Genomic DNA, 21,962 nt, shown 5'->3' with positions numbered 1-21,962 from the left:
AATGATCAGCCTCAGGCTTTTTTGCCGACGCCGAAAGTAGCGAAACGGTCTGCGAACTTCTGCACACGGCCGCCGGTGTCCAGAGTCTTCTGCTTACCGGTGTAGAACGGGTGGCATTCGTTGCAAACGTCGATCGCCAGGGCTTTGCCGTAGGTCGAACGAGTTTCGAACTTGTTACCGCAGCTGCAGGTAACAGCGATTTCCGGGTAGTTCGGATGGATTTCGGCTTTCATGGTGTCTTCCTCAGGCTAGCGTGCCGCCACCCAACACTATTGTTGAATACCGCACGTAATTAGGCCGCGGATTCTACCAGACCTTTTCAATCGCGCAAGCTGTCACCGAGACCGACCGTCTGCTAGGCTCCCGGCCTTGAACGCACTTCCGTGTGGGAGCGAGCCTGCTCGCGAAGACGCCAGGTCAGTCGACACATGTGTTGCCTGACCCACCGCCTTCGCGAGCAGGCTCGCTCCCACAGGTCATGCATATCCGATCATTTTGCGTATCGAGATCCCCCCGCGTGCCCGACGCCATTCTGCGCCTTGCCCTGCCTTCGCCTCTGCGCCGCCTGTTCGATTACCGGGCGCCGGCCGGGGTGCGGCGCGAGCAATTGCAGCCGGGCATGCGCCTGCGGGTGCCGTTCGGTCGGCGCGAGATGATCGGGATTCTGGTCGAGGTCACCGACACCAGCGAAGTGCCGGCAGAAAAACTCAAGCCGGCGCTGGCCCTCCTCGATACGACTTCGCCACTGCCGCCAGCGCTGTTCAAGCTGTGCCTGTGGACCGCGCAGTATTACCAGCACAGCCTCGGCGACACCTTGAACTGGGCCTTGCCGGTGCTGCTGCGTCAGGGCGAGCTGGCCGAGGCCCGGCAGGAACGCTTCTGGTCGATTGCTCCGGGCGCCAGCGTTGACGACCCGCGAGTGGCCCGCGCGCCACGCCAGCGCGAGGCGCTGACCACGCTGGCCCAGCACCCCCACGGCGTCGCCCATCAGTTGTTGAGCAAACTGATGCTGAGCAAGGACAGCCTCGATCTGCTGCTGGCCAAGGGGCTGGTGCAGGTCGAAATCCGCCGCCACGCCCCCGGCGTTCGCCATGAACACTGGCTGGCGCAACCGGAGCTGCCGCTCAATAGCGAACAGCGCGCGGCGTATGAAGCGATTCGCGCCGGCTTCGACAGTTACCACGCTTTTCTGCTGGCTGGTGTCACTGGCAGCGGCAAGACCGAAGTCTATCTGCAACTGATTCGCGAGACCCTCGAAGCCGGCAAACAGGCCCTGGTACTGATTCCGGAGATCAACCTCGGCCCGCAGACCCTGGCGCGTTTCGAACAGCGCTTCAACGCGCGGATCGCCCTGCTGCACTCGGCGGTAAATGATCGCGAACGCCTGGAAGCCTGGCTCGCCGCCCGTGATGGCGAGGCCGACATTATTATCGGCACCCGTTCGGCCCTGTTCACGCCGATGAAAAATCCCGGGCTGATCATCATCGATGAAGAGCACGACGGTTCCTATAAACAGCAGGAAGGTCTGCGCTACCACGCTCGCGATCTGGCGCTGGTACGCGCACGGCAGGAAAACATCCCGATCGTGCTCGGCTCCGCCACGCCGTCGCTGGAAAGTCTGCACAACGCTTACACCGGCCGCTACGGCCTGCTGCGCCTGAACGAGCGCGCCGGCGGCGCCAAGCAACCGCGTTTCCTGCGTCTGGACGTGAAAAGCCGTCCGCTCGACAGTGGTATTTCCGGGCCGATGCAGCAAGCCATCGGCCAGACCCTCGCCAACGGCCAGCAGGTGCTGGTGTTCCTCAACCGGCGCGGCTTTGCCCCGACCCTGCTCTGCCACGATTGCGGCTGGATGTCCGAATGCTCGCGCTGCGATGCGCGCATGACCGTGCACCAGCGTTACGGCGAGTTGCGCTGTCACCACTGCGGCAACGTTGAGCGCACACCGCGCCAATGCCCGAAATGCAGCAAGGTCGATCTGCGCCCGGTCGGCGCCGGTACCGAACGCGCCGAAGAACGCTTGGCGATTCTGTTCCCGGATTACCCGGTACTGCGCGTCGATCGCGACAGCACTTCGCGCAAGGACGCGATGAATCAGCTGTTTGCGACGATTCAAAAGGGTCAGCCGTGCATTCTGGTCGGCACGCAGATGTTGGCCAAAGGGCACCATTTCCCAAGGGTGACGCTGGTATCGATTCTGGATGCCGACGGTGGCCTGTTTTCCGGCGACTTCCGCGCCAGCGAGCGCATGGCGCAGTTGATCGTCCAGGTCGCCGGGCGCGCCGGCCGGGCTGAGGAGCCGGGCAAGGTGATCATCCAGACGCATTTGGCCGACCACCCTTTATTGGTGCAACTGACCGAGCAGGGTTATTTCGCCTTCGCCGAACAAGCCTTGAGCGAACGCCGCGCGGCCGGGTTGCCGCCGTTTGCCCATCTGGCGCTGCTGCGCGCCGAAGCGCACAAGCCGGGGCAGGCGGAAGGTTTTCTCGACGAAGCGTGCAGCGCGGCCGAACGCCTGCTGGCCGAATTGAATCTGAGCGGCATCGAGCTGCTCGGGCCGGTGCCGGCACCGATGGAGCGCCGCGCCGGGCGTTATCGCGCCCAGCTGTTGTTGCAGGCGACCGCGCGGGCGCCGTTGCATCGCTTATTGGCCAGCTGGATGCTGATGCTGGAGCAGATGCCGAGTGGGCGGGCGGTGCGCTGGTCGCTGGATGTTGATCCCGTCGACTTGTACTGATTGATCGATTGCTATCGCTGGCAAGCCAGCTCCCACAGGGACTGCGCCGCTCTTGTGGGAGCTGGCTTGCCAGCGATAACGGTCGAATTGTCACCACAAATCCATAAGCTGCCTGCTAAGGTTGGCAAGCCCGTCTTCGCAACGGATAATGCCCAGTTTTTCCACCCGCGCATCGATGCGCCCGCCGCGCTTGCGGTCGAAAGAGAAGACCATGAAAGACACCATTCGCCAGCTGATCCAGCAAGCCCTCACCCAACTCCTCAACGAAGGTGTGTTGCCTGAAGGCCTGACGCCGGCGATCCAGGTGGAGAACGCCCGCGACAAGACCCACGGCGACTTCGCCAGCAACATCGCCATGATGCTGGCCAAGCCTGCCGGCATGAAGCCGCGCGATCTGGCGGAGAAAATCATCGCCGCTCTGCCCGCTGACGAGAACGTCACCAAGGCCGAAATCGCCGGCCCGGGCTTCATCAATTTCTTCCAGAACACCCAGGCACTGGCCTCGCGCCTCGACGCCGCACTGGCCGACGCCCGTGTCGGCGTGCGCAAGGCCGGCCCGGCGCAGCGCACCGTGGTCGATCTGTCGGCGCCGAACCTGGCCAAAGAGATGCACGTCGGCCACTTGCGCTCGACCATCATCGGCGACGGCGTGGCCCGCGTGCTTGAGTTCCTCGGCGACGAAGTGATCCGCCAGAATCACGTCGGCGACTGGGGCACTCAGTTCGGCATGCTGATGGCTTATCTGCAGGAAAATCCGATCACCAGCGACGAGCTGTCCGACCTGGAAAACTTCTACCGTGCGGCCAAGCAGCGTTTCGACGAGTCCGAAGAGTTCGCCGACCGCGCCCGTGGCCTGGTGGTCAAGTTGCAGGCTGGCGATGCCGAATGCCTGGCGCTGTGGACCAAGTTCAAGGACATCTCCCTGTCGCACTGCCAGAAGATCTACGAACTGCTCAACGTCAAACTGACCATGGCCGACGTGATGGGCGAAAGCGCCTACAACGACGACCTGATCAATGTGGTCAACGACCTGAAAGCAGCGGGCATGCTGGTCGAGAGCAACGGCGCCCAGTGCGTGTTCCTCGACGAGTTCAAGAACGCCGATGGCGACCCGCTGCCGGTGATCATCGTCAAGGCCGATGGCGGTTACCTGTACGCCACCACTGACCTGGCGGCCGTGCGCTACCGCAGCGGCAAGCTCAAGGCTGATCGTGCGCTGTATTTCGTCGACCAGCGCCAGGCCCTGCACTTCCAGCAGGTCTTCGCTGTGGCGCGCAAGGCCGGTTTCGTCACCCATCCGATGGAAATGGAGCACATGGGGTTCGGCACCATGAACGGCGCCGACGGCCGTCCGTTCAAGACCCGTGATGGCGGCACCGTGAAGCTGATCGATTTGCTGACCGAAGCCCAGGAACGTGCCTACAACCTGGTGAAAGAGAAGAACCCGACCCTGGCCGAAGACGAGTTGCGCAACATCGCCAAGGTCGTCGGCATCGGCGCGGTGAAATACGCCGACCTGTCCAAGCATCGCACCAGCGACTACAGCTTCAACTTCGACCTGATGCTCAATTTCGAAGGCAACACCGCGCCGTATCTGCTGTACGCCTACACCCGCGTGGCCGGTGTGTTCCGCAAACTGGGCAAGGACTTCAGCGAAGTCGACGGCCAGATCGTCCTCGAAGCGGCGCACGAGCAGGAGCTGGCGGCGAAGCTGGCGCAGTTCGGCGAAGTGCTGAACAACGTCGCTGAAAAAGGCACCCCGCACATTCTCTGCACCTACCTGTACGACGTCGCCGGCCTGTTCTCCAGCTTCTACGAGAACTGCCCGATCCTCGCCGCCGACACCCCGGCGCAGATGCAGAGCCGTCTGCGTCTGGCCGCACTGACCGGTCGCACCCTCAAGCAAGGCCTGGAGCTGTTGGGTCTGGAAACTCTGGAGCGTATGTAAGTTGGCTGCCAAGAAAAAACCTGCACCCAAACGCGGCGCCAGTCGCTATCAGGCCCCGGCGAAACAACCGATTCCGGGCTGGCTGTGGATGGCCATCGGCCTGACCGTCGGCGCGTTCATCGTGTTTCTGATGAAACTGGAACCGGGCAAGGGCAGCGACACGGTCAAGCGCGAGAAAGTCGAACAGCAGCAGAAAGCGTCGAAGATCGCCGAGGCCAACAAGACCCCGCCGAGCCCGACGCAACCGGTGAAGCCGAAATACGACTTCTACACCCTGCTGCCGGAATCGGAAGTGATCGTGCCGCCGGACGCGGTACCGGAGAAGACCCTGCCGACGCCGCAAGTGCCGGCCATCCCGACCACGCCGGTAACCCCGGCCGAAGCGGCGAAGATCGACACCGCACGGGCTCAAGCGGCTCTTGCCGGGATCACGCCGCCGCCAGCGCCACCCGTGAGCAAGGCCGCGCCAGTGACCAAGTTCTTCCTCCAGGCCGGTTCGTTCCGCAAGGAAACCGATGCTGACAAGGTGCGTGCGCAGATCATTCTGCTCGGCCAAGCCGTGGCGGTGGAGTCCGGCACGGTCAAGGATGAAACCTGGTATCGCGTCTTGGTCGGCCCGTTCAGCAACCGCGAGCAACTGACCACGGCGCAGAAACAACTGGCTGGCGCCGGCTTCAGCAACCTGTTGTTACAACAACGCCAGAGCCGCTAAGGCTCCCAGAGGTCAGCTGCAACTTGCAGGTGACCTTCAAACTTTGTGGCGAGGGGATTTATCCCCGTTTGGCTGCGGAGCAGCCCTGAAACCAGCCATTGCAGTGCCGCAGGCATACCGCAAATGATGGTTTCGCGACTGCTTCGCAGCCGAACGGGGATAAATCCCCTCGCCACAGTCATCACACACACCATTCGTCTCCCATCGCCCCTACCGGTTGAAATCCCCTCCAGCACCCCCATATGAATGGGCATAAGGCATTTTCGCCCCGCTGCGTGGAGACTCTTCCCTTGACCACCATCGTTTCAGTCCGCCGCCACGGCAAAGTCGTCATGGGCGGCGACGGCCAGGTTTCTCTCGGCAACACCGTGATGAAAGGCAACGCCAAAAAGGTCCGTCGCCTGTACCACGGCCAGGTCATCGCCGGTTTCGCCGGTGCCACCGCCGACGCCTTCACCCTGTTCGAACGTTTCGAAGGCCAGCTCGAAAAACATCAGGGTCACCTGATCCGCGCCGCCGTCGAACTCGCCAAGGAATGGCGCACCGACCGCTCCCTGAGCCGCCTCGAAGCGATGCTCGCGGTTGCCAACAAGGATGCCTCGCTGATCATCACCGGCAACGGTGACGTGGTCGAACCCGAAGATGGCCTGATCGCCATGGGTTCCGGCGGCGCCTACGCGCAAGCCGCCGCCAGCGCCCTGCTGAAAAAGACCGACCTGTCGGCGCGCGAGATCGTCGAAACCGCTCTCGGGATCGCCGGCGACATCTGTGTATTCACCAACCACACCCAGACCATTGAGGAGCAGGATCTCGCTGAATAAGCCTGTTGCGGCCCATGTGCCACGGCTTGTTTCTGCTTGAGGACCGTCAATTACTATGTCCATGACTCCCCGCGAAATCGTCCACGAACTCAACCGCCATATCATCGGCCAGGACGATGCCAAGCGCGCCGTCGCGATTGCCCTGCGCAACCGCTGGCGCCGCATGCAGCTGCCTGAAGAGCTGCGCGTTGAGGTGACCCCGAAGAACATCCTGATGATCGGCCCGACCGGTGTCGGTAAAACCGAGATCGCCCGTCGCCTGGCGAAACTGGCCAATGCGCCGTTTATCAAGGTCGAAGCGACCAAATTCACCGAAGTTGGTTATGTCGGCCGTGACGTCGAGTCGATCATCCGTGATCTGGCCGATGCCGCGATCAAGATGCTCCGCGAACAGGAAATGACCCGCGTACGCCACCGCGCCGAAGACGCCGCCGAGGATCGCATCCTCGACGCGCTGCTGCCGCCGGCACGCATGGGCTTCAGCAACGAAGAAGCGCCGAGCTCCGATTCCAACACGCGTCAGCTGTTCCGCAAGCGTCTGCGCGAAGGCCAGCTGGACGACAAGGAAATCGAAATCGAAGTCGCCGAAGTCACCGGCATCGAGATCGCCACGCCGCCAGGCATGGAAGAGATGACCAACCAGCTGCAATCGCTGTTTGCCAACATGGGCAAGGGCAAGAAGAAGTCGCGCAAGCTCAAGGTCAAGGAAGCGCTGAAACTGGTGCGCGATGAAGAAGCCGGGCGTCTGGTCAACGAAGAAGAACTGAAGGCCAAGGCGCTGGAAGCGGTCGAGCAGCACGGTATCGTCTTCATCGACGAAATCGACAAGGTCGCCAAGCGCGGCAATGTCGGCGGCGCCGATGTTTCCCGCGAAGGCGTACAGCGCGACCTGCTGCCGCTGATCGAGGGCTGCACCGTCAACACCAAGCTGGGCATGGTCAAGACTGACCACATCCTGTTCATCGCCTCCGGTGCGTTCCACCTGAGCAAGCCAAGCGATCTGGTGCCGGAGCTGCAAGGCCGTCTGCCGATCCGCGTCGAGCTCAAGGCGCTGAGCCCGGAAGACTTCGAACGCATCCTCAGCGAACCGCACGCCTCGCTCACCGAGCAATACTGCGCGCTGCTGAAGACCGAAGGCCTGAACATCCAGTTCCAGCCCGAGGGCATCAAGCGTCTGGCGGAGATCGCTTGGCAGGTCAACGAGAAAACCGAGAACATCGGTGCCCGTCGCCTGCACACCCTGCTCGAGCGCCTGCTCGAAGAGGTGTCGTTCAGCGCCGGCGACCTCGCCAGCGCCCATGATGACAAGGCGATTCTGATCGACGCCGACTACGTCAACAGCCACCTCGGCGAATTGGCGCAGAACGAAGATCTGTCCCGCTACATTCTGTAGAGCGGCAAGCTACAAGCTACAAGCGGCAAGCTGAGTTAAGCTTGCAACTTGTAGCTTGCAGCTAAAGGCTGTTTTTCATGATTCCCACCGACATCAAACTGCACAAAGCCTCGAAAACCCTGACGCTCACTTACGCGTCCGGCGAGGAATTCACCCTGCCCGCCGAGTTTCTGCGTGTGCACTCTCCCTCCGCCGAGGTCCAGGGCCACGGCAAACCGATCCTGCAATTCGGCAAGCTCAACGTGGGTCTGAGCAAGCTGGAACCGGCTGGCAACTATGCACTGAAACTGACCTTCGACGACGGTCACGACAGCGGCCTGTTCACTTGGGAATACCTCTACGAACTCGGCAAGCGCCAGAACGAACTCTGGGACGATTATCTTGCCGAGCTGCGCGCTGCCGGAAAATCCCGCGATCCGAACGAGTCGTTCGTCAAGCTGATGCTCTAGGCCGTGGCTCTTGCTCTTTAGAGGGCATTTTCTAACTTCATCTGTTTGAATGCTCCGCGCATACGGCCCCGGATCGGCCGCTTGCGAAAAAAATTAAACTCGGGTAACCAATGGAGCTGGCAAGTTCCCTGCAGTGCTCTACGACTGTAAAGCAGCTATGCAGAATCAACGGTCACCCGAGCAGTAGTACCCGGCATTGGCTGTGGAAGCGACAGCGTGAAACCGGGTACTCGTCTCAGGACAATGGAGCGTCGTAGATGAGTGACAAGAATAACGATGACCTGAAGTACCAAGCCTCGGAAAACACTCTGGGGCTTAACCCCGTCGTCGGGCTGCGCGGAAAGGATCTGCTGGCCTCTGCTCGAATGGTGCTGAAACAGGCCATCAGACAACCGATTCACAGCGTCAGGCACGTGACCCATTTCGGCCTCGAACTGAAAAACGTGCTGCTGGGCAAATCCGCGCTGCAACCGGCCGGTGACGACCGCCGTTTCGCCGACCCGGCGTGGAGCCAGAACCCGCTATACAAACGTTATCTGCAAACCTACCTGGCCTGGCGCAAGGAACTGCATGCCTGGATTGATGACAGCAGCCTGTCCGCCAAAGACATCGCTCGCGGGCATTTCGTCATCAACCTGATGACCGAAGCCATGGCGCCGACCAATACGGCGGCCAATCCGGCGGCGGTCAAACGCTTCTTCGAAACCGGCGGCAAAAGCCTGCTCGATGGCCTCTCGCATCTGGCCAAGGATCTGGTGCACAACGGCGGCATGCCGAGCCAGGTCAACATGGGCGCGTTCGAGGTGGGCAAGAGCCTCGGCGTCACCGAAGGCGCGGTGGTGTTCCGCAATGATGTGCTGGAGCTGATCCAGTACCGGCCGATCACCGAGCAGGTCCACGAGCGCCCGCTGCTGGTAGTGCCGCCGCAGATCAACAAGTTCTACGTTTTCGACTTGAGCCCGGACAAGAGCCTGGCGCGCTTCTGCCTGCGCAACAACGTGCCGACCTTCATCATCAGCTGGCGCAACCCGACCAAGGCCCAGCGCGAGTGGGGCCTGTCGACCTACATCGAAGCGCTGAAAGAAGCCGTCGATGTGGTCACCGCGATCACCGGCAGCAAAGACGTCAACATGCTCGGCGCCTGCTCCGGCGGCATCACCTGCACCGCCCTGCTCGGCCACTACGCCGCGCTCGGCGAGAACAAGGTCAACGCCCTCACCCTGCTGGTCAGCGTGCTCGACACCACCCTGGACAGCGACGTCGCCCTGTTCGTCGATGAGCAGACCCTGGAGACCGCCAAGCGCCACTCCTACCAGGCCGGCGTGCTCGAAGGCAAAGACATGGCCAAGGTCTTCGCCTGGATGCGCCCCAACGATCTGATCTGGAACTACTGGGTCAACAACTACCTGCTCGGCAACGAGCCGCCGGTGTTCGACATCCTGTTCTGGAACAACGACACCACCCGCCTGCCCGCCGCGTTCCACGGCGACCTGATCGAGATGTTCAAAAACAATCCACTGATCCGCCCCAATGCACTGGAAGTGTGCGGCACGCCGATCGACCTCAAGCAGGTCACCGCCGACATCTTCTCGCTGGCCGGCACCAACGATCACATCACGCCATGGAAGTCCTGCTACAAGTCGGCGCAGCTGTTCGGCGGCAAAGTCGAATTCGTGCTGTCGAGCAGCGGCCATATCCAGAGCATCCTCAACCCGCCGGGCAATCCGAAGTCGCGCTACATGACCGGCGAAGAGATGGCGCCGACCGCCGATGACTGGCAGGAAAATTCGACCAAGCACACCGATTCCTGGTGGCTGTACTGGCAGTCATGGCTGGCCGAGCGCTCGGGCAACCTGAAAAAGGCCCCGACGAAACTGGGCAACAAAGCGTACCCGGCAGGCGAGGCTTCGCCGGGCACTTATGTTCACGAACGGTAACTGACACCACCCATTGTGGGAGAGGGCCTTGTGGCGAGGGGATTTATCCCCGTTCGGCTGCGAAGCAGTCGTGAATCGACTAGCCGCGATCAGTCTGACAAATCGTGGTTTCAGGATTCGGGGTCGCTTCGCAACCCAACGGGGATAAATCCCCTCACCACAAGGCCCGCTCCTACAGGAATACGGGTGGACTTGAAATCTACAGGGCCTCACGCATGCCGCAACCGTTCATATTCCGCACCGTCGATCTGGATGGCCAGACCCTCCGCACGGCGGTGCGTCCCGGCAAGCCTCATTTGACGCCTCTGCTGATTTTCAACGGCATCGGCGCCAACCTGGAGCTGGTGTTTCCGTTTGTCGCAGCGCTCGACTCGGATCTGGAAGTGATCGCCTTCGACGTGCCCGGGGTCGGTGGGTCGTCGACGCCGAACCGACCGTATCGCTTCCCCGGCCTGGCCAAACTGACGGCGCGGATGCTCGACTATCTCGACTACGGTCAGGTCAATGTGATCGGCGTGTCGTGGGGCGGCGCCCTGGCGCAGCAGTTTGCCTACGACTACCCCGAGCGCTGCAAGAAACTGGTACTGGCGGCGACCGCGGCCGGTGCGGTGATGGTCCCCGGCAAACCGAAAGTACTGTGGATGATGGCCAGCCCGCGCCGCTACATCCAGCCATCCCATGTGATTCGCATCGCGCCGATGATCTACGGCGGCTCGTTCCGCCGCGATCCGACGCTGGCTGCCAGCCATGCGGCGAAAGTGCGCTCGGCGGGCAAGCTCGGTTACTACTGGCAGCTGTTCGCAGGCCTCGGCTGGACCAGCATCCACTGGCTGCACAAGATCCATCAGCCGACGCTGGTGCTGGCCGGCGATGACGACCCACTGATTCCGCTGATCAACATGCGCATGCTCGCCTGGCGCATTCCCAACGCGCAGTTGCACATCATCGATGACGGCCATCTGTTCCTGATTACCCGCGCCGAAGCGGTGGCGCCGATCATCATGAAGTTTCTCGAAGAGGAGCGTCTGCGCGCAGTCATGCACCCGCATCCGACCCCGCTCGGCGGCTGATCGCGGCGGCCTGCTTTATGCAGCACTTTTCAAATCAAGCGCGCGGCAGGACGCCGCGCAGGCAGCAACCGGTAACAGCGTCTATGGTGTTCTGGTTCGGTGAGTGTGTTTTTGCCCTGAAGACGAAGGAGTGTTGAGTCATGCGCGAAAAACCAGCGACGGGCGTGGTGCCCAGCCCCGCCGTGTTTATCAACGCCCAAAGTGCGATCGCCGGTCTGCGTGGCAGGGATCTGCTGTCGACACTGCGCAGCGTCGCCGCCCACGGCTTGCGCAATCCGTTGCACAGCGCAAAGCATGCGCTGAAGCTTGGCGGACAGTTGGGGCGCGTGCTGCTCGGCGAAACCCTGCACCCGACCAATCCGCAAGACAGCCGCTTCGCCGATCCGGCGTGGAGCCTCAACCCGTTCTACCGGCGCAGCCTGCAGGCGTATCTGGCCTGGCAGAAACAGGTCAAGAGCTGGATCGATGAAGGCGACATGAGCCCTGAAGATCGTGCCCGTGCGCACTTCGCTTTCACCCTGCTCAATGACGCCGTGGCGCCCTCCAACACCCTGCTCAATCCGCTGGCGGTCAAGGAGCTGTTCAATTCCGGCGGGCAGAGTCTGGTGCGTGGCCTGAGCCATCTGTTCGATGATCTTTTGCACAACGACGGCCTGCCACGGCAAGTGACCAGGCAGGCGTTCGAGGTCGGCAAAACCGTGGCGACCACCAGCGGATCGGTGGTCTTTCGCAATGAAATGTTCGAGCTGATCCAGTACAAATCGATGAGCGAAAAGCAGTACGCCAAACCGCTGCTGGTGGTGCCGCCGCAAATCAACAAGTACTACATTTTCGATCTGAGCCCGCAGAACAGCTTCGTCCAGTACGCCCTGAAAAACAGCCTGCAGACCTTCATGATCAGTTGGCGCAATCCTGATGTGCGCCATCGCGAGTGGGGCCTGTCGAGTTACGTCGAAGCGGTCGAAGAAGCGATGAACATCTGCCGGGCGATTACCGGCGCCCGCGAAGTCAACCTGATGGGCGCCTGCGCCGGCGGCCTGACCATCGCCGCCCTGCAAGGGCACTTGCAGGCCAAACGGCAACTGCGCCGGGTCGCCAGCGCGACCTATCTGGTCAGTCTGCTCGACAGCCAAATCGAAACCCCGGCCACGCTGTTCGCCGATGAACAAACACTGGAAGCGGCCAAGCGTCGCTCGTATCAGCAAGGCGTGCTCGATGGTCGCGACATGGCCAAAGTCTTCGCCTGGATGCGCCCCAACGATTTGATCTGGAGCTATTTCGTCAACAACTACCTGCTGGGCAAGGAGCCGCCAGCCTTCGACATTCTCTACTGGAACAACGACAACACCCGGCTGCCGGCGGCGCTGCACGGCGATCTGCTGGACTTCTTCAAGCACAACCCGCTGATCCACGCGGGCGGTCTAGAAGTGTGCGGTACGCCGATCGATCTGCAGAAGGTCAATGTCGACAGCTTCAGCGTCGCCGGCATGAACGACCACATCACGCCGTGGGACGCGGTGTATCGCTCGACCCTGCTGCTCGGTGGCGAGCGACGTTTCGTGCTGTCCAACAGCGGCCACGTGCAGAGCATCCTCAACCCGCCGAGCAACCCGAAAGCTGCCTACGTCGAAAACGCCAAACTGAGCAGTGACCCGCGCGCTTGGTACTACGATGCCAGACACGTCGACGGCAGCTGGTGGCCGCAGTGGCTGGAATGGGTCGCGCAGCGCTCCGGCGCCCTTAACGAGACCCGCACAACACTGGGTAACCCGAACTATCCACCGATGGAAGCGGCACCCGGCACCTATGTGCATGTGCGCTGACGCTCAACCGAAATTTTCTAAGAAGACTGGATGAAAACCCGCGACCGGATTCTCGAATGTGCGCTGCAACTGTTCAACGAAAAGGGTGAGCCGAACGTTTCCACCATGGAGGTGGCCAACGAAATGGGGATCAGCCCGGGCAATCTCTACTACCACTTCCACGGCAAGGAACCGCTGATTCTCGGTCTGTTCGAACGCTTCCAGCACGAACTCGCACCCCTGCTCGACCCGCCGCCGGACGTGGAGCTGGCGCCGGAGGATTACTGGTTGTTCTTGCATTTGATCGTCGAGCGCCTGGCGCAATACCGGTTCCTGTTCCAGGACCTGTCGAACCTCGCCGGGCGCTTGCCGAAACTGGCCAAGGGGATTCGCAATCTGCTCAATGCGCTGAAGCGGACGCTGGCGTCGTTGCTGGCGCGATTGAAGGCTTCGGGGCAACTGGTCAGCGATACCCAGGCCTTGGGGCAACTGGTGGAGCAGGTGACCATGACGCTGCTGTTCTCGCTGGATTACCAGCGGATTCTTGATCGTGAGGGAGAGGTCAGGTTGGTGGTTTATCAGATCATGATGCTGGTGGCGCCGCATTTGCTGCCGCCAGTGAAGGTGGCGACAGAGCGGATGGCGCTGCAATACCTTGAGGATCACGACTGATCCGAGCGCTGCGCCTACTTACAATCCAATGTGGGAGCGAGCCTGCTCGCGAATGCAAACTTTCCCCTGATGCCTGTGTAACTGATCCACCGCTTTCGCGAGCAGGCTCGCTCCCACAGGGACTTGCAGTGATCAAGATAATCTCCACAAACAAAAACGCCCGGCCTTCACAGGCCGGGCGTTTTTGATTTGCCCTGAAATCAGGACTGACTGGATGGCGTCGACGGTGTCGATGCTGCAGTCGGGGTAGCGGCTGCCGTAGGTGCCGCAGCGGAGTTTGCCGCGTTGGCCGGAGCTGTTGGAGCAGTCGACGGCGCGGCGGCCGGTTTCGGCGCAGCGGCTTTCGGCGCGGCCGGTTTTTTCACTGCTGGCTTTTTCGCCGCAGCCGGTTTGGCCGCAGGCTTCGCAGCGGGTTTGGCGGCAGCGGTCTTCGCTGCTGGCTTGGCCGCTGGTTTCGCTGCAGCTTTAGCCGCAGGTTTTGCTGCTGCTTTGGTTGCCGGTTTGGCAGCGGCCTTGGCGGCAACCGGTTTGGCTGCCGCTTTGGCCGCAGGCTTGGCGGCTGCCGTTTTGGCCGCAGCCTTTGCTGCAGGTTTTGCCGCCGCTTTGGCCAGTGGCTTGGCCGCGGTTTTCGCCGCAGGTTTGGCCGCTGCAGTTTTAGTGGCAGGTTTCGCCGCAGCGGTTTTCGCCGCCACAGGCTGAGCTTTCAGACCGGTGAGTTTTTCGATCTGTTTGGTCAGCGTGTCGACCTTGGCGTTGAGCGCCTTGACCTCATTGCGGCTCGGCACACCCAGGCGCGAAATCGCGCTGTTCAGGCGCTTGTCGAAAGCGCCTTCCAGCTCGTCCCACTTGCCCATGGCGCGGTCTTTCACGCCGCTGATGCGCGACTTGGCCGAAGAGGTCGAGTCCTCGACTTTCTTGCCGACGGCAGTCTTGGTGAGCTTCTCGGCTTTCTCGCCGTCTTTGACCAATGCATCGAAGAGTTTGCTGCCGTCAGTGTCGATCTTCGAGTACACGCCTAAACCAGCCAGCCAGATTTTGCGGGAGTAGGACTCGACCTTCCCGACCCACGAGCTGCTTTCTTTATCGGTGTTCTTTTTGCCAGCCATCCCGTTCTCCTTAAGATTTTCGCGCGACGCGTTCGAGCAATGCCGTCAGCTCATCGAGCTTAGCAGAGAGTGCCTCAACGTCATGTTTAGACGGAATGCCGATCCGATTCAAGGCGCTGGCCACACGGTTGTCGAAGGCCTTCTCGACCTTGTCGAGCTGAACTTCAACGCGACCCTTGAACGAGCTGACCTGAGTGGCCGCGTCGTCGATCTCGGCGTTGGCCGCGAGGAGTTTTTCGCTGACGGCTTTTTTGCCTTTCTTTTCAACGGTTTGACCGGCGGCTACGAGCTCTTGAAAGTACTCGCTGCCCTCCTGGCCGACCTTGGTGTAGGCGCCCAGGCCTGCCAGCCAGATCTTGCGGGCATAGGATTTGACGTCGCTCAGAGTGGAAGTCGAAGCGTCGATTTTTTTCTTCAAAATGACTTTGGCCATGGTGCACCTCACGCGCAGAAGGTTTGAGGAACTGCCGGACGAGTGTCGGGCTCAGGCACAAAGTAGGGAGAAAAATTAGAAAGGGCACCCTAACCAGCGGGAGCATCACTAAACAAATGTGGGAGCGAGCCTGCTCGCGAAAGCGGTTTGTCAGTCACGGATAATTTGACTGAAAGACCGCTTTCGCGAGCAGGCTCGCTCCCACAGGGGACTGGATTTCAATCTGGCAATCAGGCGAGGGCTTTGTCTAGGGCTTTCTCGATCTCGGCTTTGATCATGCCGCTCATGGCCGACATCATCAGGCCCAGTTCGACGTCGACCCTGATCGAATCGTCCGCCACATGCACTTCACCTTTCACGCCAGAGCGTTTGAGGTTCAGGGTGTCGCCCGACCATTGCGGCTCCAGGCCGTATTGTTCATTGAGCTTTTTGGCCAGTTTGTCGGCCTTTTCGCGGGCGGCGTCCTTGCCCAGGGTGTGGGCGCGCTCAACACTGATTTTGGCCATGGAATGACTCCTGATGATTGAATGGCTGACGTTGAATCTTGACCGCATCTGCGGCAAATCGTCCCGAAGGTTGCCCATCTTACCTTTAGCCATTCCAAGACAAAGCATGGCTTGGGGATTAGAATGTCGCGCATTCTCTTTTGGTGACAGCGATATGACTGATCAGCGCAAAGGCAGCGATGCCGAACCCACCACTCACTTCGGCTTCAAAAACGTTCCGGAAAGCCAGAAAGCGGAAAAAGTCGCTGAGGTTTTCCATTCCGTAGCCGCTAAATACGACCTGATGAACGACCTTCTGTCGGGCGGCATGCACCGTCTGTGGAAGCGATTCGCGATCGAGCTTTCCGGCGTGCGCAGTGGCAACCGCGTGCTCGACATCGCTGGTGGCACCGGCGACCTGACCCGCAAGTTCTCGAACCTCGTCGGCCCGACCGGCCAGGTCGTGCTGGCCGACATCAACGAGTCGATGCTCAAGGTCGGCCGTGATCGTCTGCTCGATCTGGGCGTTGCCGGCAACGTCGAATTCGTCCAGGCCGACGCGGAAAAACTGCCGTTCCCGGACAACCATTTCGACTGCGTGACCATCGCCTTCGGCCTGCGCAACGTAACGCACAAAGAAGACGCGTTGCGTTCGATGCTGCGCGTACTCAAGCCCGGCGGACGCCTGCTGGTGCTGGAGTTCTCCAAGCCGACCAACGCACTGATGTCGAAAGCCTACGACGCCTACTCGTTCGCCTTCATGCCGCTGATGGGCAAGCTGATCACCAACGATTCGGAAAGCTATCGCTACCTGGCCGAATCGATCCGTATGCACCCGAATCAGGAAACCCTGAAGTCGATGATGGTCGAGGCCGGTTTCGACCGCGTGACCTATCACAACATGACCGCAGGCATCGTCGCCCTGCACCGCGGCATCAAACCCTGATGTTGCTCACCGGGCTGCTCGCCAGCGTCGAACTCGGCCTCAACCGGGTGCTGCGTCTCGACAGCACGGCGCTGCCGCGCCTGGCGCATTTGGCCGGCAAGGTGATTGCCGTCGACTGCCGCAGCCCGGCGCTGCAATTGTTCATACTGCCCAGTGACGAAGGCCTGATGCTCGCATCGCAGTGGGCGGCGGACGTCGATTGCACGTTGCGTGCACCGGCCTCGAGCCTGGTGAAACTGGCCCTGAGCAAAGACAAGACCGCGGTGCTGCACGCACCGGAAGTCGAGCTCGATGGCGACAGCGGCGTGCTGCTGGAGCTGGCCGGCGTACTGCAGGATCTTGAGCTGGACTGGGAGTACGAACTCTCGCGCTGGCTCGGTCCGGTCGCCACGCAATTGCTCGGTGGTCACCTGCGCAGCCGCGCGCGCTGGTATCAACAAGGATTTGCCAGCCTCAACCAGAATCTTGCCGAATACCTCGCCGAAGAATCGCGCACCCTCGTCGGGCAGCGCGAAGCGGAAGCGCGATTCAGCGAACTGGACCGGATCAAACTTGATCTGGAACGACTCGAGGCGCGTTTCGAGCGCCTTTCCCGATCCCTCGACCCAAGCGATAACGCATGAAGCTGCTTGCCGTCCGCCGTCTGTTGCGCATCCAGCGCGTCGTGATCCGCTACCGCCTCGATGACCTGCTGTTCGATCTGCCACTGCCCTGGTTCCTTCTGGCCGTGCGCTTTTTGCTGCCGTGGCGCTGGCTGCCGCGCAAGCCGCTGGAACTCAACCGTGGTGCGCGCTTGCGTCTGGCGTTGCAGGATCTGGGGCCGATCTTCATCAAGTTCGGGCAGATTCTTTCGACCCGCCGCGACCTGTTGCCGGAAGACATCGCCGATGAGCTGATGCTGCTGCAGGACCGCGTGCCGCCGTTCGATTCGCAAGTGTCGATCAAGCTGATCGAAGAACAGCTGGGCAAGAAAATCAGCGAAGTGTTCAGCCGTTTCGACGTTGCCCCGCTGGCCTCGGCCTCGGTGGCGCAGGTGCACGCGGCGCAGCTCAAAAGCGGCGAAGAAGTCGTGGTCAAGGTGATTCGCCCGGGCCTGAAACCGATCATCGCGCAGGATCTGGCATGGCTGTTCATCCTCGCCCGCGCGGCGGAAAAATTCTCTGCTGACGCGCGCCTGCTGCACCCGGTCGATGTGGTGCAGGATTACGAAAAGACCATTTACGACGAACTCGATCTGTTGCGCGAGGCGGCCAACGCCAGCCAGTTGCGCCGCAACTTCGAAGGCTCGCAGCTGCTTTATGTACCGCAAGTCTATTGGGACTGGTGCCGGCCGAAAGTGCTGGTGATGGAGCGCATCTACGGCATCCAGGTCACCGATCTGGCGACCCTCGCCGACCAGCGCACCGACATGAAAATGCTCGCCGAGCGCGGCGTGGAGATTTTCTTCACGCAAGTGTTCCGCGACAGCTTCTTCCACGCCGACATGCACCCGGGCAACATTTTCGTCAGCACGGTCAATCCGTGGAGCCCGCAATACATCGCGATCGACTGCGGCATCGTCGGCAGCCTGACCCCGGAAGACCAGGATTATCTGGCGCGCAACCTGTTCGCCTTCTTCAAGCGTGACTACCGCCGTGTGGCGCAGTTGCACATCGATTCGGGGTGGGTGCCGGCGGAAACCAAACTCAACGAATTCGAAGCGGCGATCCGTACGGTGTGCGAACCGATCTTCGAAAAACCGTTAAAAGATATTTCATTTGGCCAGGTGCTGATGCGCCTGTTCCAGACCGCTCGCCGTTTCAACATGGAAGTGCAGCCGCAATTGGTGCTGTTGCAGAAGACCTTGCTGAATATCGAAGGCCTCGGGCGTCAGCTGTACCCGGATCTGGATCTGTGGAACACCGCGCAGCCGTTTCTCGAGCGCTGGATGCGCGAACGCGTCAGCCCGAAAGCCTTGCTGGGCAACGTGCAGAGCCAGCTGGAGCAGATTCCGCACCTGTCGAACATGGCCCGCGATCTGCTCGAACGCATGTCGCAACCCCACGCCAAAGACCCACCGCCGCCGTGGCGCAAACGCAAGGACGACTGGTTCCTGCGCCTGCTCGGCTGCGCGCATCTGGCCGGCGGCGCGATCCTCGCAGCGGGTGGTCCGTTGACCGATTGGTCGCACTGGCCCGCCGGAATCATGGTGGCGGTCGGTTTGTATCTGGTCGTTCGCCGATAGCACGATTGAGCTGCAAGTTATAAGCTGCCCGCTGCAAGCTTGACGACACCGGAACACCGCAACCTGCTTTTACTTGCAGCTTGAAGCTTGAAACTCGAAGCTGCTTTTCAGGAATTGAAGATGGAAAACTGGCTGGACGAGATCAAGTGGGATGCTGACGGCCTGGTGCCGGCGATTGCCCAGGATCACAAGACCGGGCGCGTATTGATGATGGCCTGGATGAACCGCGAAGCGCTGGAACTGACCGCTGCGGAAAATCGTGCAATCTACTGGTCACGTTCCCGTGGCAAGCTGTGGCGCAAGGGCGAAGAGTCCGGCCATGTGCAGACCCTGCATGAGATGCGCCTGGACTGTGACGCCGACGTGATCATCCTGATGGTTGAACAGATCGGCGACATCGCCTGCCACACCGGCCGTCAAAGCTGCTTTTACCGGGTCTTCGAAAACGGCGACTGGAAAACGGTCGACCCGGTACTGAAAGACCCGCACGCTATCTATTCCGCAGGACACACACATGAGTGACACCCTGACCCGCCTCGCTCAGGTACTTGAAGAGCGCAAAGGCGCAGCCGCCGACAGCTCGTATGTCGCCAGCCTGTATCACAAGGGGCTGAACAAGATTCTGGAGAAAGTCGGCGAAGAGTCGGTCGAAACCATTATTGCCGCCAAGGATGCCGCCATCAGCGGCGATTGCAGTGATGTGATCTACGAGACCGCCGACCTGTGGTTCCACAGCATGGTCATGCTCGCCCAACTGGGGCAGCATCCGCAGGCCGTGCTGGATGAACTGGACCGTCGCTTCGGCCTGTCCGGACACGTCGAGAAAGCCTCGCGTCCGTCCGCCTGAACAACTTTTAGAGAGGAATCGCCACATGGGCATTTTTGACTGGAAACACTGGGTCGTCATTCTGATTGTCGTGGTGCTGGTATTCGGTACCAAGAAACTGAAAAACCTCGGCACCGACGTTGGCGAATCGATCAAGGGCTTTCGCAAAGCCATGAACGACGACGAAAAACCGGCCGAGCCTAGCGTGACCCCGCCGGCCCAGCCTGTGCCACCGGTGCAGCCGCAAACCACCGCTCAGGCCAACCCGCCGCACACCATCGACGTGCAGGCGCAAAAAGTCGAAGAGCCGATCCGCAAAGACGTGTGAGCACTGACTAATGTTTGGTATCAGCTTCTCTGAACTGCTGCTCGTCGGCCTCGTCGCCCTGCTGGTGCTCGGCCCCGAGCGTCTGCCGGGCGCGGCGCGCACCGCCGGTCTGTGGGTCGGCCGCCTGAAGCGCAGCTTCAACGCGATCAAACAGGAAGTTGAACGTGAAATCGGTGCCGACGAGATCCGTCGGCAACTGCACAACGAACATATTCTGTCGCTGGAGCAAGAGGCGCGGAAGATCTTCAATCCGAACCAGCAGGAGCCGTCGCCGGTCGAGCCTGTGGGCGAGCAGACGATTCACAGCGCTGCCGCTCCGACTCCTGCACCTGTTGTAACACCGCCAGGACCGGCGCCGGTTACTGCGAATACATCGGTTGAACACGTAGCGCCCTCCGCCGCGCCGACTACACCAGCGCCTCAAGACCCTACACTGCCGCCGCGAGCCCCATGAGCGATCTCCCCGAAAACGACCAGCACATGCCGCTGGTTTCGCACCTCACCGAGTTGCGCACCCGCCTGCTGCGTTGCGTGGCGGCGATCTTCATTATCTTTGCCGGGCTGTTCGCGTTCACCCAGCAGATCTACACCTTCGTCTCGACGCCGCTGCGCCAGTACCTGCCGGTCGGCGCGACGATGATCGCCACCGACGTGTCGTCGCCGTTCCTGACGCCGCTGAAACTGACGATGATGGTTTCGCTGTTCCTTGCGATTCCGGTGATCCTGCATCAGATCTGGGGCTTTATTGCGCCAGGCCTGTACAAGCATGAAAAACGCGTCGCGGTGCCGCTGCTGATCTCCAGCATCCTGCTCTTCTACATCGGCATGGCGTTCGCCTATTACTTCGTATTTCCGCTGATCTTCAAGTTTTTCGCCGCTGCCACCCCGGCCGGCGTGGAAATGATGACCGACATCGCCAGCTACCTCGATTTCGTCATGACGCTGTTCTTCGCCTTCGGCGTGGCGTTCGAGATTCCGGTGGCCGTAGTCCTGCTGGTGTGGATCGGCGTGGTCGACGTCAAATACCTGAAGAAGATCCGCCCGTACGTGATCATCGGCTGCTTCGTGGTCGGCATGATCCTGACCCCGCCGGACATCTTTTCGCAGACCCTGCTGGCTGTGCCGATGTGGATGCTGTTCGAAATCGGCATCCTTTTCGGCGCGCTGGTCAGCAAGCGCGAACGCCCGGACGAAACGCCGGCCGACGACCACAACGACCAGCCGCCAGCGACCCAGGCATGAACCTGCTGCTGCTCGAAGAGGCCGACTTCATTGCGGCCGACCGCGTGATTCTGCGTGATCGCCGCCTGATCCACATGCAGGAAGTGCATCGTTCGGAAGTCGGCGACAGCCTGCGCGTCGGGCGCATCAACGGGTTGATGGGTTCGGCCGAGTTGCTGCGTCTGGAAGCCGGCGAAGCGGAGCTGCGCGTCAACCTCGATCAGCCACCGCCGGCCAAACTGCCGCTGACCCTGGTGCTGGCCCTGCCCCGGCCGAAAATGCTCCGCCGCGTGTTCCAGACCGTCGCGACCATGGGCGTGGCCAAGGTGATTCTGGTCAACAGCTATCGCGTCGAAAAAAGCTTCTGGCAGACGCCATTTCTGGAGCCGGAAGCGATTCGTGAGCAGTTGATCCTCGGGCTCGAACAGGCTCGCGATACGGTGCTGCCGGAGATCGTCATTGAAAAGCGCTTCAAGCCTTTTGTTGAAGATCGCTTGCCGGCGATCGCCGAGGGCACCCTCGGCCTGGTCGGCCACCCCGGCAACTTCCCGCCCTGCCCGCGCGCTCTGAGCGAACCGGTGACCCTGGCCATCGGCCCCGAGGGTGGCTGGATTCCCTACGAAATCGATCTGCTGGCCAAATCCGGCCTGCAACCGGTGCAACTGGGCGAGCGCATCCTGCGCGTCGAAACCGCCGTCACCGCCCTGCTTGCACGCCTGTTCTAGCGCGACACCGATCCTGTGTAGGAGCTGCCGAAGGCTGCGATCCTTTGATCTTGTTTAAAAACAAGATCAAAGGATCGCAGCCTCGTTGCACTCGTCAGCTCCTACAAGCCCCTACAGTCGCAGACAA

General features: G+C 61.1%; 24 protein-coding genes. 19 read left to right on the top strand and 5 right to left on the bottom strand.

The window, feature by feature from the left end:
- Positions 1-11 precede the first annotated feature (11 nt).
- On the bottom strand, positions 12-233 hold the full coding sequence (gene rpmE / locus OK411_RS03070) for a 50S ribosomal protein L31 (RefSeq protein WP_016772055.1): 222 nt from the start codon (positions 231-233) through the stop codon (positions 12-14).
- 284 nt (positions 234-517) lie between these two features.
- Between rpmE and OK411_RS03065 the strand changes: the two genes are divergently transcribed.
- The gene (locus OK411_RS03065; protein WP_264364393.1) at positions 518-2,737 is read left to right on the top strand and encodes a primosomal protein N'; all 2,220 of its coding nucleotides are present in this window, start codon (positions 518-520) and stop codon (positions 2,735-2,737) included.
- Positions 2,738-2,827: 90 nt separating this feature from the next.
- Here the strand turns inward: OK411_RS03065 and OK411_RS03060 are convergent, their stop codons facing one another.
- Positions 2,828-2,950 carry a hypothetical protein gene (locus OK411_RS03060; RefSeq protein ID WP_256674698.1) on the bottom strand — a complete coding sequence of 41 codons (123 nt, stop codon included), beginning with the start codon at positions 2,948-2,950 and terminating at the stop codon, positions 2,828-2,830.
- Here OK411_RS03060 and argS point away from each other — a divergent pair.
- The 9 genes from argS to OK411_RS03015 all read left to right on the top strand — a co-directional run bounded on the left by argS (position 2,949) and on the right by OK411_RS03015 (position 13,541).
- Positions 2,949-4,685: an arginine--tRNA ligase gene (gene argS, locus OK411_RS03055; RefSeq protein ID WP_264364392.1), complete on the top strand. Its 1,737-nt coding sequence runs from the start codon at positions 2,949-2,951 to the stop codon at positions 4,683-4,685. The two genes, OK411_RS03060 and argS, sit on opposite strands and share 2 nt — an antisense overlap.
- Position 4,686: 1 nt before the next feature.
- Entirely contained in the window at positions 4,687-5,397 is a 711-nt protein-coding gene (locus OK411_RS03050) for an SPOR domain-containing protein (RefSeq protein WP_016772059.1), read from the top strand.
- Positions 5,398-5,687: 290 nt separating this feature from the next.
- The gene (gene hslV / locus OK411_RS03045) at positions 5,688-6,218 is read left to right on the top strand and encodes an ATP-dependent protease subunit HslV (protein ID WP_007968352.1); all 531 of its coding nucleotides are present in this window, start codon (positions 5,688-5,690) and stop codon (positions 6,216-6,218) included.
- Between the two features lie 55 nt (positions 6,219-6,273).
- Positions 6,274-7,611: an ATP-dependent protease ATPase subunit HslU gene (gene hslU, locus OK411_RS03040; RefSeq protein ID WP_136492397.1), complete on the top strand. Its 1,338-nt coding sequence runs from the start codon at positions 6,274-6,276 to the stop codon at positions 7,609-7,611.
- A 77-nt stretch (positions 7,612-7,688) separates the two neighbouring features.
- Positions 7,689-8,060: a gamma-butyrobetaine hydroxylase-like domain-containing protein gene (locus OK411_RS03035; protein WP_041477560.1), complete on the top strand. Its 372-nt coding sequence runs from the start codon at positions 7,689-7,691 to the stop codon at positions 8,058-8,060.
- Positions 8,061-8,317: 257 nt separating this feature from the next.
- Positions 8,318-9,997 (top strand): class II poly(R)-hydroxyalkanoic acid synthase, encoded by a 1,680-nt coding sequence (gene phaC, locus OK411_RS03030; RefSeq protein WP_136492398.1) that lies wholly within the window; start codon positions 8,318-8,320, stop codon positions 9,995-9,997.
- A gap of 215 nt (positions 9,998-10,212) precedes the next feature.
- Positions 10,213-11,067: a poly(3-hydroxyalkanoate) depolymerase gene (phaZ, locus tag OK411_RS03025; RefSeq protein ID WP_264364391.1), complete on the top strand. Its 855-nt coding sequence runs from the start codon at positions 10,213-10,215 to the stop codon at positions 11,065-11,067.
- 140 nt (positions 11,068-11,207) lie between these two features.
- Positions 11,208-12,890, top strand: a complete 1,683-nt coding sequence (gene phaC / locus OK411_RS03020; protein ID WP_217879173.1) for a class II poly(R)-hydroxyalkanoic acid synthase — start codon at positions 11,208-11,210, stop codon at positions 12,888-12,890.
- A gap of 30 nt (positions 12,891-12,920) precedes the next feature.
- A complete protein-coding gene (locus OK411_RS03015) occupies positions 12,921-13,541 on the top strand; it encodes a TetR/AcrR family transcriptional regulator (RefSeq protein ID WP_024011259.1) in 621 nt (206 codons plus the stop codon).
- Between the two features lie 200 nt (positions 13,542-13,741).
- Here OK411_RS03015 and OK411_RS03010 read toward each other — a convergent pair whose 3' ends face one another.
- The 3 genes from OK411_RS03010 to OK411_RS03000 all read right to left on the bottom strand — a co-directional run bounded on the left by OK411_RS03010 (position 13,742) and on the right by OK411_RS03000 (position 15,586).
- Positions 13,742-14,647 (bottom strand): phasin family protein, encoded by a 906-nt coding sequence (locus tag OK411_RS03010; protein ID WP_217879172.1) that lies wholly within the window; start codon positions 14,645-14,647, stop codon positions 13,742-13,744.
- A 10-nt stretch (positions 14,648-14,657) separates the two neighbouring features.
- Complete coding sequence (locus OK411_RS03005; protein WP_110602576.1) at positions 14,658-15,080, bottom strand: phasin family protein; 423 nt, start codon at positions 15,078-15,080, stop codon at positions 14,658-14,660.
- Positions 15,081-15,310: 230 nt separating this feature from the next.
- Positions 15,311-15,586, bottom strand: a complete 276-nt coding sequence (locus OK411_RS03000) for a polyhydroxyalkanoic acid system family protein (protein WP_016772068.1) — start codon at positions 15,584-15,586, stop codon at positions 15,311-15,313.
- 154 nt (positions 15,587-15,740) lie between these two features.
- Between OK411_RS03000 and ubiE the strand changes: the two genes are divergently transcribed.
- The 9 genes from ubiE to OK411_RS02955 all read left to right on the top strand — a co-directional run bounded on the left by ubiE (position 15,741) and on the right by OK411_RS02955 (position 21,835).
- A complete protein-coding gene (gene ubiE / locus OK411_RS02995; protein ID WP_016772069.1) occupies positions 15,741-16,511 on the top strand; it encodes a bifunctional demethylmenaquinone methyltransferase/2-methoxy-6-polyprenyl-1,4-benzoquinol methylase UbiE in 771 nt (256 codons plus the stop codon).
- Positions 16,511-17,134 carry an SCP2 domain-containing protein gene (locus OK411_RS02990; protein WP_122601422.1) on the top strand — a complete coding sequence of 208 codons (624 nt, stop codon included), beginning with the start codon at positions 16,511-16,513 and terminating at the stop codon, positions 17,132-17,134. The genes ubiE and OK411_RS02990 overlap by 1 nt, the downstream gene beginning before the upstream one ends.
- Complete coding sequence (gene ubiB / locus OK411_RS02985) at positions 17,131-18,735, top strand: ubiquinone biosynthesis regulatory protein kinase UbiB (protein ID WP_122751638.1); 1,605 nt, start codon at positions 17,131-17,133, stop codon at positions 18,733-18,735. Before OK411_RS02990 ends, ubiB begins: the two co-directional genes overlap by 4 nt.
- 120 nt (positions 18,736-18,855) lie before the next feature.
- Complete coding sequence (hisI, locus tag OK411_RS02980; protein WP_110644830.1) at positions 18,856-19,257, top strand: phosphoribosyl-AMP cyclohydrolase; 402 nt, start codon at positions 18,856-18,858, stop codon at positions 19,255-19,257.
- On the top strand, positions 19,250-19,582 hold the full coding sequence (locus tag OK411_RS02975) for a phosphoribosyl-ATP diphosphatase (RefSeq protein ID WP_003220849.1): 333 nt from the start codon (positions 19,250-19,252) through the stop codon (positions 19,580-19,582). Before hisI ends, OK411_RS02975 begins: the two co-directional genes overlap by 8 nt.
- Before the next feature lie 25 nt (positions 19,583-19,607).
- Positions 19,608-19,889: a twin-arginine translocase TatA/TatE family subunit gene (locus tag OK411_RS02970; RefSeq protein WP_016772073.1), complete on the top strand. Its 282-nt coding sequence runs from the start codon at positions 19,608-19,610 to the stop codon at positions 19,887-19,889.
- 10 nt (positions 19,890-19,899) lie between these two features.
- Positions 19,900-20,343, top strand: a complete 444-nt coding sequence (gene tatB / locus OK411_RS02965) for a Sec-independent protein translocase protein TatB (protein ID WP_125917432.1) — start codon at positions 19,900-19,902, stop codon at positions 20,341-20,343.
- Positions 20,340-21,131, top strand: coding sequence for a twin-arginine translocase subunit TatC (gene tatC, locus OK411_RS02960; RefSeq protein WP_016772075.1), 792 nt, complete (start codon positions 20,340-20,342; stop codon positions 21,129-21,131). The genes tatB and tatC overlap by 4 nt, the downstream gene beginning before the upstream one ends.
- A complete protein-coding gene (locus OK411_RS02955) occupies positions 21,128-21,835 on the top strand; it encodes a 16S rRNA (uracil(1498)-N(3))-methyltransferase (RefSeq protein WP_016772076.1) in 708 nt (235 codons plus the stop codon). The genes tatC and OK411_RS02955 overlap by 4 nt, the downstream gene beginning before the upstream one ends.
- Positions 21,836-21,962 lie beyond the last annotated feature (127 nt).

Origin of the sequence: Pseudomonas sp. RG1, from assembly GCF_025910115.1 — a bacterium.
Taxonomy (GTDB): domain Bacteria; phylum Pseudomonadota; class Gammaproteobacteria; order Pseudomonadales; family Pseudomonadaceae; genus Aquipseudomonas; species Aquipseudomonas atacamensis.
Note: the sequence above shows the minus strand (reverse complement) of the source record. Positions and strands in the feature narration are given on the sequence as shown.

Bases quoted from the DNA above. Each gene is read 5' to 3' on its own strand.
- tatB (WP_125917432.1), top strand. From the start codon at position 19,900: ATGTTTGGTATCAGCTTCTCTGAACTGCTGCTCGTCGGCCTCGTCGCC.
- OK411_RS03015 (WP_024011259.1), top strand. From the start codon at position 12,921: ATGAAAACCCGCGACCGGATTCTCGAATGTGCGCTGCAACTGTTCAAC.
- tatC (WP_016772075.1), top strand. From the start codon at position 20,340: ATGAGCGATCTCCCCGAAAACGACCAGCACATGCCGCTGGTTTCGCAC.
- OK411_RS02970 (WP_016772073.1), top strand. From the start codon at position 19,608: ATGGGCATTTTTGACTGGAAACACTGGGTCGTCATTCTGATTGTCGTG.
- phaC (WP_217879173.1), top strand. From the start codon at position 11,208: ATGCGCGAAAAACCAGCGACGGGCGTGGTGCCCAGCCCCGCCGTGTTT.
- OK411_RS03035 (WP_041477560.1), top strand. From the start codon at position 7,689: ATGATTCCCACCGACATCAAACTGCACAAAGCCTCGAAAACCCTGACG.
- hisI (WP_110644830.1), top strand. From the start codon at position 18,856: ATGGAAAACTGGCTGGACGAGATCAAGTGGGATGCTGACGGCCTGGTG.
- argS (WP_264364392.1), top strand. From the start codon at position 2,949: ATGAAAGACACCATTCGCCAGCTGATCCAGCAAGCCCTCACCCAACTC.
- OK411_RS02990 (WP_122601422.1), top strand. From the start codon at position 16,511: ATGTTGCTCACCGGGCTGCTCGCCAGCGTCGAACTCGGCCTCAACCGG.
- rpmE (WP_016772055.1), bottom strand. From the start codon at position 233: ATGAAAGCCGAAATCCATCCGAACTACCCGGAAATCGCTGTTACCTGC.
- phaZ (WP_264364391.1), top strand. From the start codon at position 10,213: ATGCCGCAACCGTTCATATTCCGCACCGTCGATCTGGATGGCCAGACC.
- OK411_RS03060 (WP_256674698.1), bottom strand. From the start codon at position 2,950: ATGGTCTTCTCTTTCGACCGCAAGCGCGGCGGGCGCATCGATGCGCGG.
- hslU (WP_136492397.1), top strand. From the start codon at position 6,274: ATGTCCATGACTCCCCGCGAAATCGTCCACGAACTCAACCGCCATATC.
- OK411_RS03005 (WP_110602576.1), bottom strand. From the start codon at position 15,080: ATGGCCAAAGTCATTTTGAAGAAAAAAATCGACGCTTCGACTTCCACT.
- OK411_RS02955 (WP_016772076.1), top strand. From the start codon at position 21,128: ATGAACCTGCTGCTGCTCGAAGAGGCCGACTTCATTGCGGCCGACCGC.
- OK411_RS02975 (WP_003220849.1), top strand. From the start codon at position 19,250: ATGAGTGACACCCTGACCCGCCTCGCTCAGGTACTTGAAGAGCGCAAA.
- ubiB (WP_122751638.1), top strand. From the start codon at position 17,131: ATGAAGCTGCTTGCCGTCCGCCGTCTGTTGCGCATCCAGCGCGTCGTG.
- OK411_RS03000 (WP_016772068.1), bottom strand. From the start codon at position 15,586: ATGGCCAAAATCAGTGTTGAGCGCGCCCACACCCTGGGCAAGGACGCC.
- ubiE (WP_016772069.1), top strand. From the start codon at position 15,741: ATGACTGATCAGCGCAAAGGCAGCGATGCCGAACCCACCACTCACTTC.
- OK411_RS03010 (WP_217879172.1), bottom strand. From the start codon at position 14,647: ATGGCTGGCAAAAAGAACACCGATAAAGAAAGCAGCTCGTGGGTCGGG.
- phaC (WP_136492398.1), top strand. From the start codon at position 8,318: ATGAGTGACAAGAATAACGATGACCTGAAGTACCAAGCCTCGGAAAAC.